This is a genomic window from Pseudarthrobacter sp. fls2-241-R2A-168 (genome assembly GCF_030209335.1).
GTDB lineage: Bacteria > Actinomycetota > Actinomycetes > Actinomycetales > Micrococcaceae > Arthrobacter.
The window spans coordinates 48,527-64,601 of record NZ_JARVSG010000023.1 but is presented as its reverse complement, the minus strand read 5'-3'; the positions used below and the strand labels follow the sequence as shown (position 1 = coordinate 64,601).

Genomic DNA, 16,075 nt, shown 5'->3' with positions numbered 1-16,075 from the left:
CTCCCACCGGCTCCCACGTCTCGCTTCGCTTCGCCGCGGGCCCCTCGCCGGCGTGGGCCCTCCCACCGGCTCCCACGTCTCGCTTCGCTTCGCCGCGGGCCCCTCGCCGGCGTGTGGGTCCATCCTCCCCCTTAGAATGGACAGATGACCTTAAGCGTTGCGCTCGGCCCTGATACCCAAGAGGGCACCCGGACCGGCACAGAGGAGTCCACCGGCTTCCTGGCCGCACCGGACATCCCCTGGAACCTGGTGATCTGGAATGACCCCGTAAACCTCATGAGCTACGTCAGCTATGTTTTCCAAAGCTACTTCGGCTATTCGGAGACCAAAGCGAACAAGCTCATGATGGAGGTCCACAAAAAGGGCCGCTCGATTGTTGCCAACGGCAGCAAGGAACAGGTGGAGCGCCACGCGGTGGCCATGCACGGTTTCGGGCTGTGGGCCACCGTGGAGAAGGCCAGTGGCGGACCGGGCGGCAATTCAGGCAAGTCCGGCGGGTCCGGCCAGGGTAAGGGAAAACGTGGCTAAGGCATTCAAGTACGGACTCAAAGGCATTACCGGCTACCTGGAGCCCACCGAGCGGGAGCTGCTGCGCAGCCTCATCGACGACGTGATCTCCATGCTGCAGCCCGAGGACCGCTCCGGCCAGGACCCGCTGGCTGCCCTGATCGGCCTCGACATGGATGTTGCCGAGCCCTCGGACCGGGCAGTGAAGCGGCTCCTCCCCAACGTGATGAAGAACGACGGCGCCGCGTCCCTTGAGTTCCGCCAGCTCACCGAGCGGTCCTTGCGTGAGACGAAGATCGGCGCGCTGCGGGCGGCGGCCCTGGACCTGGACAAGGACGAGATCGTTCTCTCGGCCGAGGGCGCCAAGCACTGGTCGATGGCGCTGAACGATGTCCGGCTGGTCCTGGCGGAGCGGCTGGACATCCAGGACGAAGAGGACGCCGAGCACGTCCACCTCATGCAGGACTGGTCCCAGGCGGAGGATGTGGAGAGCTATCTGGCCCTGGTCTACAACTTCGCCACCTGGCTCCAGGAATCGCTGGTGCAGGCCATGCTGCAGTCGCTGGACACCCGCCGTTGAGGCTTGGCCCCGGCCGTCCGTGCGGGTCGTGTGAGAAATTAGACATGAGTCGCAGGCCACAACATGATGGCTGAGGCCGCAGGGAAGACCTATCCTCGAATAATCATGACAACAGCCTCGAGCATGGATCCGTCAGCTGAAGCAGCAGGATCCGAAGCCAGCGACCTGCCGGCCGCCGCCGTGGAATCACGGCCCATCGGTGTCTTCGATTCGGGAGTAGGCGGCCTCACGGTGGCACGCTCCATCATCGACCAGCTCCCCAACGAGTCCATCCTCTACGTAGGGGATACAGCGCACGGGCCCTATGGCCCGCTGCCCATCGCGGAAGTCCGGGCCAACGCCCTGGGCGTGATGGACGAACTGGTGGACTCCGGCGTCAAGCTGCTCACCATAGCCTGCAACTCGGCGTCGGCCGCTGTGCTCCGCGACGCCCGGGAACGGTACACCGCGAAGTACGGCATCCCCGTCATTGAGGTCATCCAGCCGGCGGTGCGGCGCGCCGTTGCTGCCACCCGCAGTGGACGGGTGGGCGTGATCGGCACCTCCGCCACCGTGGGCTCGCGTGCCTACGAGGATACGTTCGCCGCCGCTCCGGACCTGGATATCACCTCGGTGGCCTGCCCGGAGTTCGTCAGCTACGTCGAGGCAGGAATCACCACGGGCCCGGCCCTGCTGGCCGTGGCGGAGCAGTACCTTGCCCCGCTCAAGGCCGCCGGCGTGGACACTGTGGTCCTCGGCTGCACCCACTACCCGCTGCTGACAGGTGTCATCTCCTATGTGATGGGAGCGGACGTCACCCTGGTGTCCAGCGCGGAGGAAACGGCCAAGGACGTCTACCGCGCCCTGGCCACCCATAACCTGCAGCGCACTCAAACAGCCCCGCCCGAGCACCACTTCGTGGCAACCGGGGACGCCGGCCAGTTCGAGGCGCTGGCCCGCAGGTTCCTGGGCCCCGAAGTCCTCTCCGTCCGGCACGTGGACCATGTGGCGGCCCAGTATCCCACCGGCAGCCTGGCCCGCATCACCCCGGAAATGATCGCCGCCGCGCAACGTGCCGGGACCCGCCAGCGGATTTCCAACTTCGTGGGCAGCTCCGTCACCGGGGGTCCGGGCCAATGAAGCTAACCATTGTCGGCTGTACCGGATCCTTTCCCGGGCCGGGATCCCCGGCGTCGTGCTACCTGCTGACCGCGCACGACGGCGAGCGGACCTGGAAAGTGGTCATGGATCTGGGCAGCGGGGCACTGGGCGCCATCCAGCGGTACACCGACCTTGAGGACATCGACGCCATCTTCCTGACCCACCTGCACCCGGACCACTGCATGGACCTCTGCGGCCTGCACGTCGCCGTCCGCTGGAAGCCGGGCGGCTGGGAAAGGGGACGGATTCCCGTGTGGGGACCGGCTGCCACGGCAGACCGGATGGCCACCGCCTACGGACTGGAGCTGGACCCCGGCATGCGCGAGGAGTTCGACTTCACCAACTGGGCCGAGCGTGAGCCCGTGACCGTGGGTCCCTTCACCGTGACGCCCTTCGCCGTGAACCATCCCATCGAGGAGTGCTACGCGCTCCGGGTGGAAGTGCTGGAACCGGACAAGGAAGGCAACCGGATCACCAAAACGCTGACCTACTCCGGCGACACGGACTCCTGCGCAGGCCTCGAGGAGGCCGCCAAGGACGCGGACCTGTTCCTGTGCGAAGCGGCCTTTGAAGAAGGCCGGGATGACGGCATCAAGGACGTCCACCTCACCGGCAAGCGCGCCGGGGAAGCTGCTGCCGCCGCCGGTGCCCGCAGGCTCCTGCTCACCCATATTCCCGTGTGGACGTCGCAGACCACCGTCATGGCGGAGGCCCGTCCGGCTTTTGGCGGCGACGTTGCCGTGGCAGTTGCCGGAGTGCACTACACCGTCTAGGGGCGGGAGGCTGGTGCGGGGACTGCCCGGCTCTTTGCCCGAAACATCCGTGCCGCGCGGCAGTGGATAAGCTAAAGGCATGACTTCTGAAGCAACTGCAGTGCCCATCGTGCGCGGCGACGGCCGCGCCCCGGACCAGCTCCGGCCCATCAGCATCACCCGTGGATGGTCCAACCAGGCCGAGGGCTCGGCCCTGATCGAGTTCGGCAACACCAGGGTGCTGTGCACGGCTTCCCTCACTGCGGGGGTTCCGCGCTGGCTCAAGGGCGAGGGCCGCGGCTGGGTCACCGCCGAGTACGCCATGCTGCCCCGCGCCACCAACACCCGGTCCGACCGCGAATCCGTCAAGGGCAAGATCGGCGGCCGCACGCACGAGATCTCCCGGCTCATCGGCCGTTCCCTGCGCTCCATCATTGACACCAAAGCCCTGGGCGAAAACACCATCGTGCTGGACTGTGACGTGCTGCAGGCTGACGGCGGCACCCGGACCGCTGCGATCACCGGCGCCTACGTAGCACTCGCTGACTCCATCCGGTTTGCCCGCGACAACAAGCTGATCGCCAAGAACGCCCAGCCCTTGATTGACACCATCGCGGCAGTATCGGTGGGCATCATCGACGGGGTTCCCATGCTGGACCTGCCCTACGTTGAGGATGTCCGGGCGGAAACCGACATGAACGTGGTGGTCACCGGTTCGGGCAAGTTCGTGGAGGTCCAGGGAACTGCCGAGGGTGCGCCCTTTGACCGTGCGGAACTGGACCAGCTCCTGGACCTCGCCCTGCTCGGCACCACCCAGCTTGCGGCCATCCAGCGCGAAACCCTGGCAGACACCCTGTGACCGCGGCCTCCGCCGCGGGGCAGGGGACAGCCCCGCGCCTGGTCCTGGCCACCCACAACAAGGGCAAGCTCCGTGAGCTCCGTGAGCTCCTGCGCGGGCAGGTACCGGGGCTCGACGTCGACATGCAGGTTGTGGACGCGGCGGCGGCAGGTGCCCCCGACGTCGTCGAAACGGGCGTGACGTTCGCCGAGAATTCCCTGCTCAAAGCGCGGGCAGTTGCCGAAGCGACCGGCCTGGTGGCGATCGCCGATGATTCCGGGCTCGCTGTGGATGTGATGGGCGGAGCGCCGGGCATCTTCTCGGCCCGGTGGGCCGGCAGCCACGGTGACGACGCCGCGAACCTGCGGCTGCTGCTCAACCAGCTTTCCGATGTTCCGGACCCCCACCGTGGCGCCGCCTTTGTCTGTGCGGCGGCGCTGGCGGTGCCGGCGGCCAACGGGGGTGCCGGGCGTGAAGTCGTGGAGTACGGGCAGCTGGAGGGCGTGCTCCTGCGCGAACCACGCGGTGACGGCGGGTTCGGCTACGACCCCGTGCTTCAGCCGGCGGGGGAGACCCGCAGCTGCGCGGAACTGTCCGCCGACGAGAAGAACGCCATCAGCCACCGCGGCAAGGCCTTCCGGGCGCTCCTGCCCGCCATTGTGGAGGCCCTCCAGCACGGCTGAGGTTAACGCGAAGCTGGCACAAAGAAGGGTGTGTTCCGGGCCGAAGCCTGGAACACACCCTTCTCTGCGCTGTGGCAGACGTGCTGCTACTCGGGGCGCGTCCCGTCAAGGTGGCGGGGTGTTTTGTGCTCTTCCTCGGGTGCGTGTTCTTCGATGAACTCGTCCACCGGGTCAGTGCCGTAGGCCGTGGCCTGGCGCCTGGCGGACATGCCGCGCAGGACCTCCACCCCGATGGGCAGTACCGAGACCAGCACGATGGCGATGAAGATGATGTCCAGGTTGTCCCGGACCCACGGGATCCGGTCGCCCAGCAGGTATCCCAGGAGCGTGACGCCGCCGCCCCAAAGGAAGGCGCCGATGACGTTGTACAGGAAGAACTTCTTTTTGCTCATCTGGGCAACGCCCACGATGACCGGGACGAAGGTCCGGATGATCGGGACAAAGCGGGCCAGGATCAGCGCTTTGCCGCCGTGCTTTTCGAAGAAGGCGTGGGCATTTTCAACGTTCTCGCGCTTGAAGAGGCGGGAATTGGGCTTGTTGAAGATGGCCGGTCCCGCTTTGGAGCCGATCAGGTAGCCGGTCTGGTTGCCCACGATGGCCGACACAACAATCAGCAGCGCGAGAAGCCAGACGTTGAACTTGATGGTGTCGGTGGCCACCAGCAGGCCGGCGGTGAACAGCATGGAGTCGCCCGGCAGGAAGAAGCCCACCAGCAGCCCGGTTTCCGCGAAGACGATGCCGCAGACAAGCAGGACCACCCAGGGTGCCAGGGCAGGATCGGCCAGGAAAACCTGGGGGTTCAGCCAGTCGGGCAGGAAGGAGGCCAGCTGTGGCTGTACCGGTCCCGCACCGCCCAGCATGGACATAGCGAAGTCGTTCATCACAGGAAAGTTCACTCCTCAAGGGTACTTGACACGCCTCTTCCTCCCTGTGGCGGCGGAAGGTGCCGGCCGGGGCGGCCGGGTGATTTCGGCGACAGGACGGCATGGGTGACACGGGAACGATAACCTTCGAAGGTAAGGTGGGGCCCGTGGGTTTGGACTTTACGGCGATCGACTTCGAGACTGCGAACGGATTCCGGGGGTCCCCGTGTTCAGTGGGCCTGACGAAGGTCCGGGGCGGCAAGGTGGTTGAGGAAGCCTCCTGGCTCATGCGCCCGCCGGCCAGCCACGACCACTTCGACTACCACAACGTACGGATCCACGGCATTACTGCTTCGGACGTCGCGGGCCGGCCCCGGTTCGGCGAGCTCTTTCCCGAGATCGGCGCCTTCATTGGCGATGACATCCTTGCGGCGCACAATGCGGCCTTCGATCTCGGTGTGATCCGCTCCGGGCTGGAGGTCTCGGGACTCCCCGGTCCGGCCTACGACTACGTCTGCACGGTGATGCTGTCCCGGCGCTGCTACTCCCTGGTGTCCAACTCCCTGCCCTTTGCCGCCGAGGAGGCCGGAGTGCCGCTGGTCAACCACCACGACGCCGCCGAGGATGCCCGCGCCTGCGCAGGCATCCTGATCGACATCGCCGGCCGCAACGGGGCCAACAGCATCGCCGAACTCTATCTGTCGCTGGGGCTTGTCATGCCGCGCCAGGAGGCGTTCGACCCTGCCCGGGACACGTTGTCGAAGCCGAGCCTCGCCGCCCTGTCCGGCGCGGCGGGCAGCGGTGCGGGGCTGGTCCGGCAGTTCCAGGGCGGCTGGCCTGAAGAGGGAGCCAACCCCGAACCCAATCCGCTCGCCGAGCCCGGCCACCCGCTCTACGGCCAGACGGTGGTTTTCACCGGGCAGTTGTCCATCGGGCGGCCTGAGGCGAAGCAGCGTTCTGCCGAGTTCGGTGCCAGGCCGGAGAGCCGGGTGACGGGACGCACCACGGTCCTGGTGGTGGGGGACGGCTTCGTGGCCTCGGACCTCCGCTCGGGAAGGCTCACCGGCAAGGCGCGCCGCGTGCTCGAACTGCACGAGCGGGGGCAAGCCATCGAGGTTCTTTCCGAGGGCGAGTTCCTGCAGATGGTGGGCAGTTTCGCCGGAGCCCTGAGCGCCTGAGCAGCCCGGGCGCACGGTCACGCGGCGCAACAAACCTTCCGCCCGGCGTCGGCCTCCACCTAGCCTTGCCTCATGCGCAAGATCTTTGCCTTCCCCAATCCCGTGAACGAGTACGCTGCCCGCGTGACGGCGGGGCTGGTAGTTGTCCTGTCGCTGGTGACGGCGGCCGCGGGGTCGGGATGGGGGCTGGCGGCCATCGCCGCCGGGTTCTGGCTCCGGGTCCTCTTCGGGCCCCGGATCTCGCCCCTGGCACTGCTGTCCGTGAAAGTCATCACTCCACGGCTGGGCCGGGTGAAACTGGTTCCCGGGCCGCCCAAGCGCTTCGCCCAGGGCATGGGGGCAGTGGTCTCCACCGCGGCCCTGGCCCTGTTCGCGGCCGGCGCTGTTCCTGCCGCCTGGACCATGCTGGCAATCCTGATCGTGGCGGCGTCGCTTGAAGCGTTTGCCGCCTTCTGCCTCGGCTGCGTGATCTTCGGATTCCTGCAGCGGCGCGGGCTGATTCCGCAGGAAGTCTGCGAGGCCTGCAACAACATCAGCCTTCGCCGGTTGTGACCTTCACCAGCTGGCCGGCCATGCCGCGGATCACGTCCTGCCCTTCCAGCACCGCAAGCCATTCCGAGGGCAGGCAGGCCTCACCGTAGAAGGCACCGAGGATGTTCCCGGCGATGGAACCGGTGGAATCGCTGTCGCCGCTGTGGTTGACGGCCAAGGCAACAGCATGACGGAAATGCTGCAGCGGTTCCGCCGGGGCGGCATCCGGGAGGGTGGCCAGTACGGAGTAAAGCGCGACGGCGAGGGCTTCTTCAGCGACCCAGCCCTCACCGAGTGCCTGGACCATTTCCTCGGGTTTCACCACTCCCTTTCCCGCCAGCCGGAGTGCGGCCTCCAGCCGTTCCAGCAGCTCGGGGGCTGCGCCGTCGAGGCCTGCGGTATGGGACAGCGCCTCGGCTGCCGCTTCCCGGAGCCCGGCGCCGGCCACCACATGGTGGATGAGCAGGCTGAAGGTACCCGCGCTCTGGCGGGCGGACGGGTGGCCATGCGTGAGCGAGGCGGCGTCGGCACTCAGTTTGTAGACGGCGTCGGCCGTGATGTGCGGGATGAGCCCGAACGGGGCCGAGCGCATCACCGTCCCGCAGCCTTTGGAGTCAGGGTTCACGGGCCGGAACGAGGTGCCCATTTCCCCGGTGGCAAGTCCGGAAAGGCAGGCTTTACCAGGATGCCGCCGCTGGTGGAGCACCTCCTGGGCGTCAATCCAGCGTGGCTGGGGGACCGGGGCCGAGGCGGGCGCTGTTTCCCCCTGGGTCGCATACCAGCGCAGGTACGCCAGCCACAGGCAGGCGTTGGCGTCGGCGCCGACTCCCGAGTTTGCCCACTCCAGCGCCTCGACGAGGCCGTCCACTGTGTACAGGGTCATTTGGGTGTCATCGGAGAAGCGGCCGGGGCCCGCCAGGGCTTCGAAGCCCGTCAGGCCGGCCGCGCCGTAGCGGGCGCGGATCTGCTCAATCGTGTCGAACTCCACGGCGTAGCCCAGGGAGTCGCCGAGGGCGCCGCCCAGGAGTGATCCGTGGATACGGGACTTAGGGGAGGGGATGGAAGCGTCCGGCTCGATACTCATGGTTGCAAATTTACCGTGGCTGCCAGCGGCGGGCCGACCGCAGCGGGCGGGCGCAGCAGCGTTGCCGGCATTGGCTCCGCTGCTGTGCCAGCTGATGTCGGCTGGCGTCCAGCGAACGCACAGTCTGCACTGGAATAATGCCGGGGTTGCCTGATCGCAATGTCCGTTTCCGCCTACATCGAAGGTCATCACCATGAGCACGCCCGTCCCGGCCCGTCACGATGCAGTCCAGCCGTCCGGTGCTGTTGCAGCCCAGCCACGGCTTCTGCCACGTTTGGCCGCCGAGGCGTTTGGAACCTTCTTCCTGGCGCTCGCCGGGCTCGGTGTGCCGCTGTTCAGCCTTCCGCAGTCCAGCCCGCTGCCTGCCGCCCTTGCTGCCGGGCTCGCGGTGACGGCGGCAATGCTTGCTTTCGCCCACGTTTCAGGCGCGCATTTCAACCCTGCCATCACGGCCGGGCACCTCGTGGCCGGCCGGATCCGCTTGGGGGCAGCTGCCGCCTATACCGTGGCCCAGGCAGCCGGGGGAATGGTAGCCGCGCTCGCTCTCTACGGAATCCTGCGCACGCTCCCAGGGATCGCGGACAGCCGGACGGCCTTCGACACCGTTACCGCCGGCTTCGGTGAACACTCCATCATCCAGGCCCCGCTGGCGGCCGTGCTGCTGCTGGAGATGATCGGGGCCGCGATCATCACCGCCGTGTTCCTGGGAACAGCCCGCCAGGACAGCAGCGGCCCAAGCGCAGCGCCGGTTGCCGTTGGCCTGTCCTTCGCCGTCCTTCTGCAGCTGGGACTGTCGGTGGGCAACCTGCCGTTCAACCCGGCCAGGGCCGTTGCCTCCGCAGTATTCAGCTCGGGGTGGGCTGTTGAACAGCTCTGGGTATTTGTTGCCGCTCCCTTGGCAGGCGCCGTCATCGCCGGACTGGCGTTCCGCACTTTCAATGCCGCTCCAGCCGTGTCCGCTGCCTCCGCTGAAGCCGCGGCGGCGGGCAACGATGGCGACCAGGTCCCGGCGGTTGAGGAGTTCGTGGCAGCCCGTGAGGCGGACCCAAAACCGGCCACCAAGGACGCAAAGACCAAAGCCAGCGAGGCCCAGGAATTCTTCGACGGAAAGCGCGGCTGAACCTGCCGGTGATGCGGCAGCTGCGGCGTTTGCCGGAACTGTCAGTGGCAGCCGATAGCGTAGAAGCATGAGGTTACTTCACACATCGGACTGGCATCTGGGCCGCTCCTTCCACGGCGTTGGCATGCTGGATGCACAGCAGGCTTTTGTCGACCAGCTGGTGGACGCCGTTGCCCGCCATGCGGTGGATGTTGTGCTCATCGCAGGCGACGTCTACGACCGCGCCCTCCCGGGGGTGGATGTGGTCCATCTCCTGGACGATGCCCTGGTCCGGCTGACGTCGGCAGGGGCGCAGGTAGTGCTGACCAGCGGCAACCACGATTCCGCCATCCGCCTCGGATTTGCTTCGCGCCTGCTGGAGCGCGGCGGCGTGCACCTGCGGACCAGGCTGGACGGCCTGGACCAGCCCCTGGTGCTCCCGGTCGGTGGAGCATCTGCCGGCGCAGCTGATACTGCCGTGGTTGCCATTTACGGCATACCCTGGCTCGAACCACGGCTGGTGGCCGATCAACTGGGTGTCCAGACCGCCAGCCACTTCGAGGTGACCCGGGCGGCAACAGGGCTGATCCGGCAGGACATTGAAAGGCGCTCGGCCACGGCCACCGTCCATTCGGTGGTACTGGCGCACACCTTTGCCAGCGGCGGGATCAGCTCTGACAGTGAACGCGACCTCAGCATCGGAGGCGTGGGGGCAGTGCCCCTGGACCTCTTCGACGGCTTCAGCTACACGGCCCTGGGCCACCTGCATGGGCGGCAGTCCCTGTCGCCGCGGGTCCGCTACTCCGGCTCACCGCTGGCGTACTCCTTCTCCGAAGCGTCCCACCAGAAGGGGGCGTGGCTCATCGACATCGATGCCGGCGGCGTGACTACAGTCCAGGAAGTCCTGTGGGACGCCCCGCGCACCCTGGCGGTGCTCCGGGGGCCCTTGTCCGAACTGCTTGAGTCCTCCGAATACTCGTGGGCCGAAGCCGCCTACTGCCAGGTGACCCTGACCGACGCCCAGCGTCCCGCCCGGGCCATGGACCAGTTGCGGGCACGCTTCCCGGACACGCTGGTCCTCAGCTTCGACCCCGAGGGTGGCCCTGCGGGCACCACCTCCACCTACAGCAGCAGGCTGGCTGAAGCACCGGATGACCTCGCTGTATGCTGCGGCTTCCTGGAGCACGTCCGCGGCCGTGTTCCGGATGATGCCGAAAAGGCGGCGCTCGCCGCCGCCCTCGAAAACGTCCGGCTGCAGGAGGCCTCGCTGTGAGGATCCACCGCCTCCGCATCTCCGGATTCGGTCCCTTTGCCGGTACCGAGGAGATCGACTTCGACGCCTTGAGCGCGCATGGACTGTTCCTGCTCAATGGGCCCACCGGCGCGGGTAAAACCAGTGTTCTCGACGCCATCTGCTTTGCACTCTACGGCTCAGTGCCGGGTGCCCGCCAGGACGGAAAGCGGCTCCGCAGCGACCACGCTGAGCCCGGCCAGGAACCTGCGGTGAGCTGTGAATTCTCGGCGCAGGGCAGGCGGTTTGACGTCACCCGGTCGCCCGCCTGGGAAAAGCCGAGCGCCAGGGGCAAGAACGGTTTCACCACGCAACAGGCCAAAACCCTCCTGCGCGAACGCGTGGACGGGACGTGGGTGGAGAAATCCACGCGCAACGATGAAGCCGGGGCCGAGATACTCGCCCTGCTGGGAATGGACCGGGAGCAATTCACCCGTGTGGTGATGCTGCCGCAGGGTGACTTTGCCGCCTTCCTGCGCTCCAAAGCCACCGACCGGCTGGAGCTTCTGCAGAAACTTTTCGGCACGGAGCGGTTTGAAGCCGTGGAGCAGGAACTCTCGCAGCAGTCGCAGGCAGCAAAGGAGAAAGTGGCTGGCCTCAACGGCCAACTGGAACTCCTGGCGGCGCGGGCCGAGTCGGAAGCAGAAGCGCTGCAGCTCCAGGAGACTGACGCGCCGCCGGAGGACATCCCGGCGGCAGATGCTGTGGCGGACACCCGGTCAGTGCGGCTCGAGTGGTTGAAAGAACGTGCCGCGGAACGACAACGCCAACTCTCGGAGCTCGCACTGGCTGCGGAGTCGGAACACCAGGAACGGGTCCGCGCCGTTGCAGCGGAAACTGCACTGCGTGAACGCCACCGCAGGCTCGAGGAAGCAACAGCCAGGCAGGCCGCCGTGCAGGAAACCCTTCCGCGGCTGGAGGACCTGGCCCGCCGGCTGGGCCGCCACCGCCAGGCAGAGGTCCTTGCCGGGCAGCTGCGCAGCGTTGATGCCGGGGCTGCCAAGGTCCGGCGGGCGGCTGACGCCATGGAATCGGCTTTCACCCTGCTTCGCCTGGCCGCCGACGAAGACCCGGAACTCGGCCAGCTGGACCTGGGACCCAGGAACCATGTCCCGCGGGACATCGACGGACCGGCGGTGTTTCCCGGCGCGGCAGATGAGTTGAACCGGCTCCGGTCCCTCCTGGCTGTTGTGGAGGCGCGGCTTCCGGACGAGGACCGCCTGAAGGTGCTCCGGTCAAAGCACCGGCAGTTGCTGGCAAAACAGCAGGAGCTCACGGCGTCCAATGCCGCCCTGGACCGCCGCGTGGAGGATCTGCTGAACGAGCGGATCCGCCTCACCTCGGGCCTGGAAACACTGGAAGGACGGGCCGGGGCGGCAGCGCTGCGCGCGAAGGAAGCAACCGCCGCCGGGGAACTGCTGGACGTGGTCCGGCGCTACGGTGCTGCCGTTGCCGCGCGGGATGCGGCGAAGCTGGTTCACGACAAGTCACTCGAGCACCAGCTGGAAACCAAACGCCGCTGGCTCGATGTACGGGAGCAGCGGCTCGCCAACGCGGCTGCCGAACTGGCCGCCAAACTCGTGGAGGGGGAACACTGCCCCGTGTGCGGCAGCACGGAGCATCCCTCACCGCCGGCCGGTAACGGGGGCGGTTCCGGCCTCGAACAGGAAGAGGAAGCAGCCCATCAGGTGTATGAGGCCGCGGAAGCAGGATTCGCCGGTGCCAGCCAGCGGCTGGCCGAGGCAGATCAACTGGTGGCGGTCCTGGCCGGCCAAGGCGGCGGGACGCCCGTGGAAGAGGCCCTCAATGGGGCTGAGGAAGCTCGCCTGGCTGCGGACGACGCCGCCCAGGCCGTGGAGGAACTCGCGGCGGCGCGGGCGCGGCTGGAAACACTCGAAGCGGGTGTAACGTCAGCCCAGGCGTCCAGGGCCAGCGCGGAGGCCGAGCTCGCGACCGTTGTATCCTCCCTGGGCGACCTCGCCGAACAGTCATCGACCCTTGACCAGGCACTGGCGGACTTGCGGGCAGGGCGCTCGAGCCTTGCCCAGCGGCTGCGCGCCCTCGAAAACGCGGCCGCCATGCTGTCTAAAGCCGTCGAAGCCCAGGCTGCGCTTTCCACCGCCAACGCCCAGGCGGCGGAGGCCCGGGAGCACCTGGAACTGGCCTTGCCGGAAGCGGGGTTTGATTCCTCGGAGGAAGCCCGGGCACACCTGCTGGCCGCCAATGACGCTGTTGCACTCGAAGCTGAAATACGCTCGGTCCACGACGAGGCTGCCAAGGTTGCCGAGCTGTTCGCGTCGGACGAAGTTGTGCTCGCCGTGAAGGAAGCGGCCGACGGGATTGAGATGGACCAGCAGCGCCTGCCGGCCCTCCAGGCTGACGCAGCCGCTGCCCTGCAGGCCGCGCGCGACGCTGAGGTGGCGGTGGGGCTGGCATCGCGCTGCCTTGAATCGTTGACAAGCATCGCTGCAAGCTATGACGGGCTTGCCGGTTCGGCCCGCGGTCCCGCCGAGCATGCCCGGATGTTGTCCGGCCTGGCGGATGCGGCGGCAGGCCGGGGAGACAACACTTACCGGATGAGCCTGAACAGCTATGTCCTGGCAGCGCGGCTGGAGCAGGTGGCCCTGGCCGCCTCGGAACGGCTGGTGGCCATGAGCGACGGGCGGTACCTCCTGCAGCACACCGACGCCAAGGCGGCGCGCGGTGCCAAATCCGGGCTGGGGTTGGAAGTGGTGGATCAATGGACCGGACACCGCCGGGATACGTCCACCCTCTCTGGGGGCGAATCATTTATGGCATCGCTGTCCCTGGCGCTCGGACTGGCCGACGTCGTCCAGCAGGAGTCCGGCGGCGTGGAAATCGAAACCCTCTTCGTGGATGAAGGCTTCGGCAGCCTGGACGAGCAGTCTTTGGAACAGGTGATGGATGCCCTCGAAGGCCTGCGGGATGGCGGCCGGGTGGTGGGACTCGTGAGCCATGTAGCGGAGATGAAGCAGCGGATCGGCATGCAGCTCCAGGTGCTCAAGGGACGAAACGGCTCCACCCTGCGGATATCGGAGGCTGTCGAGGCCCCGGTCTGACTGCGCGGACAGGAGTAGATCCATGCTCCCGGGGCCTATGGGGAACGCCGGATATACTTGGACAGTTACCGGGTTCGGCGCATCGGGAGGAGGGACGATGCGCACTTACTGAACGAGCCCGGAATTGACATCTTCGACCTCCCTTTCTCCCGACCAGCCTTCGTCTTCCCCGCATGCTCCTGCACCTGCCATGCCCGATTCTCCGGCCACGAATGGCGGTTCTGCCGGCGGCCCGGGCAGCCCGTCAGGCAGCCGTTTCGCCAGGCTTCCGCGGCTTGCAGGCCGCAGCTTTCTTCCCCTCGGCATTTTCGCCCGCCTTCCCCTGGCCATGCTCACGGTGGGAACCCTGACCCTGGTGACGTCCAACAGCGGTTCCTATGCGCTGGGGGGCACCGCGGCAGGAGCAGTAGGCATTGGGTCCGCCCTGGGCGCGCCGATCCTGGGAACCCTTGCGGACCGACGCGGCCAGCGCCCGGTGCTGCTCTTCGCAGCTGCCCTTAACACCGCAGCGGTGGCGGCGCTGATCCTTGCGGCTGCCCTCCTGGGCACATCCGGTGGTTTTACTGCCGGAGTGTTGGCCGCCGCGTTCCTTTCCGGGGCAAGCTGCCCCCAGGTGGGACCACTGGCGCGGGTGAGGTGGATGGCACTCACATCACAGGGGAGCGCGCCGGACAACAGGCGCGACCTGGACACGGCACTGTCCTACGAGAGCACCGCCGATGAAATCACCTTCGTGCTGGGCCCTGCCCTCGTAGGAATCCTGGCCAGCCTCCTGGCGCCCTGGCTGCCGTTGGCGCTGGCGGCGGCGATGACCATCACGCTGGTGCCCGCCTTCGCGACTCACCACACCCACCGGGCGGTCCCGGTGACCCGGCGACCGGCAGGAGAACGAACGTCGGAACGAGGAACTGCAAGGCGCAGCCTGCCCGCCGCCGTTGCCGTCCCGGTGGTGGCCATGGTTTGCATGGGGATGTTCTTCGGGTCCGCGCAAGCGGCCTTGAGCTCCTTTTCCGCCCAGTACGCCACTTCGGAAATCGCTGGACTGCTTTACGCCGTGATGGGGCTCAGTTCCGCCGCGGCCGCCCTGTCGGTCGCCTATTGGCCGCAGCGATTCGGGCTGTCCTGGCGTTGGGTGGCGTCTGCTGCGCTGATGGCCGCGCTAGCAGCGCTCCTGCTGGTTCCCGCGTCATTGGGCTCAATGGTGCTGGTGCTGCTGATTCTGGGGCTCCCGGTGGGGCCGGTGATGGTTACTGTCTTTGCCGTGGGTGGGGCAGTGGCCCCGGCCGGGCGCTTGGGAACCGTGATGACGGCGCTGGCCAGTGGAATTGTTGCCGGTACGGCGATTGGTTCAGCAGTAGGCGGCCGGCTGGCTCAGGACCACGGCTATTCGGCGGCATTCCTCGTCCCCGCCTGTGCGGCAGCGGCACTGGCGCTCCTCGGTGCCGCGGCCGCCGTCGTACTGCAGCGCCGCCGCGCCTGACCTGTTCCAACTCGCCTCAGCAGGGCGCGCTCAGGCCAGCTGGCGTTCGATCCTGGCCGCACTCTGGGCCAGCGCGGCGCCCACCTCTGACGGATCGTGGGCTGAGCGGATATATACGACGGCGAGCGCTGCCGGCCGTCCGCCGGGAACCCGGACCGGTGCCGCCAGCGAGGAAACGCCGGCGATGACTTCGTCATGGCTGGCGGAGTATCCGGCGCGCCGGGCCTCCGCCGCCTCCGGGCGGTACGGGATGCCGGTCTCGAGGCGGTCCCATTCGGCTTCGGTGAGGGCCGACTGAATGGCAATGCCCGGTGCTCCGGCGTTGATGGGGTGACGGGTGCCGGGATGCTGCGCCACCGTAGCCCCACTGTGCCGTGGTTCCACGGTCACGAGCGTGATGCAGTCGTGGTGGTCCCACAATGCCACGAAAGCAGTCATATCCAAGGTGTTGGCCAAATGCGTCAGTTCGGGCAGGGCTGCGCCCTGCAGGTTCCTTGAAACGCCACGGGCAAGGACGGCCAGTCCGGGGCCGGGCTGGACCCGCCCTGCGTCGTCGCGGACCAGCAGCGAGTGGTCCTCCAGCGTGCGAAGGATCCTGTAGGCCACAGAACGGTGGACGCCCATGGCATCGGCGAGTTCGGCAATCGTCAGCGGGCCGGGCGCGGCAGCAAGGATTTCCAAAGCACGGATGCCCCGGGAAAGCGTCTGGGAGGGTGAGGCCTGCGCCGGCGCGGCTCCGGCCGGGGCTGCAGCGCTGGAAGTCATGGTTTCCATCCTAGGCCGGAGCGTCCGGATAGCGAAGCGCCGGTTCACATATAGAACCTGCTGACCAGGGCTCTTGCAAGGTCGCGCCAGCTCAGCGCGTCCGACTTCCACGCCTGAGGCATCAGATTCGGAGAATCCGTGTCCCACCTCACATTTTCGTAGTACCCTACTAACTAACTGACCGTTCTGTCGGTAATCCTGAAG

General features: G+C 67.3%; 15 protein-coding genes. 12 read left to right on the top strand and 3 right to left on the bottom strand.

Translation table 11 applies throughout. The features are described 5' to 3' along the window. Nucleotides 1–144 precede the first annotated feature (144 nt). The 6 genes from clpS to rdgB all read left to right on the top strand — a co-directional run bounded on the left by clpS (nucleotide 145) and on the right by rdgB (nucleotide 4,500). Complete coding sequence (gene clpS / locus QRN11_RS14355; protein ID WP_091415739.1) at nucleotides 145–528, top strand: ATP-dependent Clp protease adapter ClpS; 384 nt, start codon at nucleotides 145–147, stop codon at nucleotides 526–528. Next, the gene (locus QRN11_RS14350) at nucleotides 521–1,087 is read left to right on the top strand and encodes a DUF2017 domain-containing protein (RefSeq protein WP_091415741.1); all 567 of its coding nucleotides are present in this window, start codon (nucleotides 521–523) and stop codon (nucleotides 1,085–1,087) included. Before clpS ends, QRN11_RS14350 begins: the two co-directional genes overlap by 8 nt. Before the next feature lie 123 nt (nucleotides 1,088–1,210). Then, nucleotides 1,211–2,206, top strand: a complete 996-nt coding sequence (gene murI, locus QRN11_RS14345) for a glutamate racemase (RefSeq protein ID WP_285313292.1) — start codon at nucleotides 1,211–1,213, stop codon at nucleotides 2,204–2,206. Beyond that, the gene (locus QRN11_RS14340) at nucleotides 2,203–3,000 is read left to right on the top strand and encodes an MBL fold metallo-hydrolase (RefSeq protein WP_285313290.1); all 798 of its coding nucleotides are present in this window, start codon (nucleotides 2,203–2,205) and stop codon (nucleotides 2,998–3,000) included. Before murI ends, QRN11_RS14340 begins: the two co-directional genes overlap by 4 nt. 79 nt (nucleotides 3,001–3,079) lie before the next feature. Beyond that, complete coding sequence (rph, locus tag QRN11_RS14335) at nucleotides 3,080–3,838, top strand: ribonuclease PH (RefSeq protein WP_091415747.1); 759 nt, start codon at nucleotides 3,080–3,082, stop codon at nucleotides 3,836–3,838. Next, complete coding sequence (rdgB, locus tag QRN11_RS14330; protein WP_285313289.1) at nucleotides 3,835–4,500, top strand: RdgB/HAM1 family non-canonical purine NTP pyrophosphatase; 666 nt, start codon at nucleotides 3,835–3,837, stop codon at nucleotides 4,498–4,500. Before rph ends, rdgB begins: the two co-directional genes overlap by 4 nt. A gap of 86 nt (nucleotides 4,501–4,586) precedes the next feature. Here the strand turns inward: rdgB and QRN11_RS14325 are convergent, their stop codons facing one another. After that, nucleotides 4,587–5,381 carry a DedA family protein gene (locus QRN11_RS14325; protein WP_285313291.1) on the bottom strand — a complete coding sequence of 265 codons (795 nt, stop codon included), beginning with the start codon at nucleotides 5,379–5,381 and terminating at the stop codon, nucleotides 4,587–4,589. 149 nt (nucleotides 5,382–5,530) lie between these two features. Here QRN11_RS14325 and QRN11_RS14320 point away from each other — a divergent pair, with 149 nt between their 5' ends. Next, nucleotides 5,531–6,541 carry a 3'-5' exonuclease gene (locus QRN11_RS14320; RefSeq protein WP_091416057.1) on the top strand — a complete coding sequence of 337 codons (1,011 nt, stop codon included), beginning with the start codon at nucleotides 5,531–5,533 and terminating at the stop codon, nucleotides 6,539–6,541. Nucleotides 6,542–6,613: 72 nt separating this feature from the next. Then, nucleotides 6,614–7,093, top strand: coding sequence for a DUF4395 domain-containing protein (locus QRN11_RS14315; protein WP_285313288.1), 480 nt, complete (start codon nucleotides 6,614–6,616; stop codon nucleotides 7,091–7,093). Here the strand turns inward: QRN11_RS14315 and QRN11_RS14310 are convergent. After that, a complete protein-coding gene (locus QRN11_RS14310; RefSeq protein ID WP_285313287.1) occupies nucleotides 7,074–8,156 on the bottom strand; it encodes an ADP-ribosylglycohydrolase family protein in 1,083 nt (360 codons plus the stop codon). The genes QRN11_RS14315 and QRN11_RS14310 overlap by 20 nt on opposite strands. A gap of 193 nt (nucleotides 8,157–8,349) precedes the next feature. Between QRN11_RS14310 and QRN11_RS14305 the strand changes: the two genes are divergently transcribed. The 4 genes from QRN11_RS14305 (at nucleotide 8,350) to QRN11_RS14290 (ending at nucleotide 15,106) form a co-directional block, all read left to right on the top strand. Further along, nucleotides 8,350–9,276 (top strand): aquaporin, encoded by a 927-nt coding sequence (locus QRN11_RS14305; protein ID WP_285313286.1) that lies wholly within the window; start codon nucleotides 8,350–8,352, stop codon nucleotides 9,274–9,276. 67 nt (nucleotides 9,277–9,343) lie between these two features. Next, complete coding sequence (locus tag QRN11_RS14300; protein ID WP_285313285.1) at nucleotides 9,344–10,528, top strand: exonuclease SbcCD subunit D; 1,185 nt, start codon at nucleotides 9,344–9,346, stop codon at nucleotides 10,526–10,528. Beyond that, nucleotides 10,525–13,626 (top strand): AAA family ATPase, encoded by a 3,102-nt coding sequence (locus tag QRN11_RS14295; RefSeq protein ID WP_285313284.1) that lies wholly within the window; start codon nucleotides 10,525–10,527, stop codon nucleotides 13,624–13,626. The genes QRN11_RS14300 and QRN11_RS14295 overlap by 4 nt, the downstream gene beginning before the upstream one ends. 190 nt (nucleotides 13,627–13,816) lie before the next feature. Beyond that, complete coding sequence (locus tag QRN11_RS14290; RefSeq protein ID WP_285313283.1) at nucleotides 13,817–15,106, top strand: MFS transporter; 1,290 nt, start codon at nucleotides 13,817–13,819, stop codon at nucleotides 15,104–15,106. Between the two features lie 30 nt (nucleotides 15,107–15,136). Here QRN11_RS14290 and QRN11_RS14285 read toward each other — a convergent pair whose 3' ends face one another. Further along, complete coding sequence (locus QRN11_RS14285) at nucleotides 15,137–15,871, bottom strand: IclR family transcriptional regulator (protein ID WP_091415764.1); 735 nt, start codon at nucleotides 15,869–15,871, stop codon at nucleotides 15,137–15,139. Nucleotides 15,872–16,075: the final 204 nt, after the last annotated feature.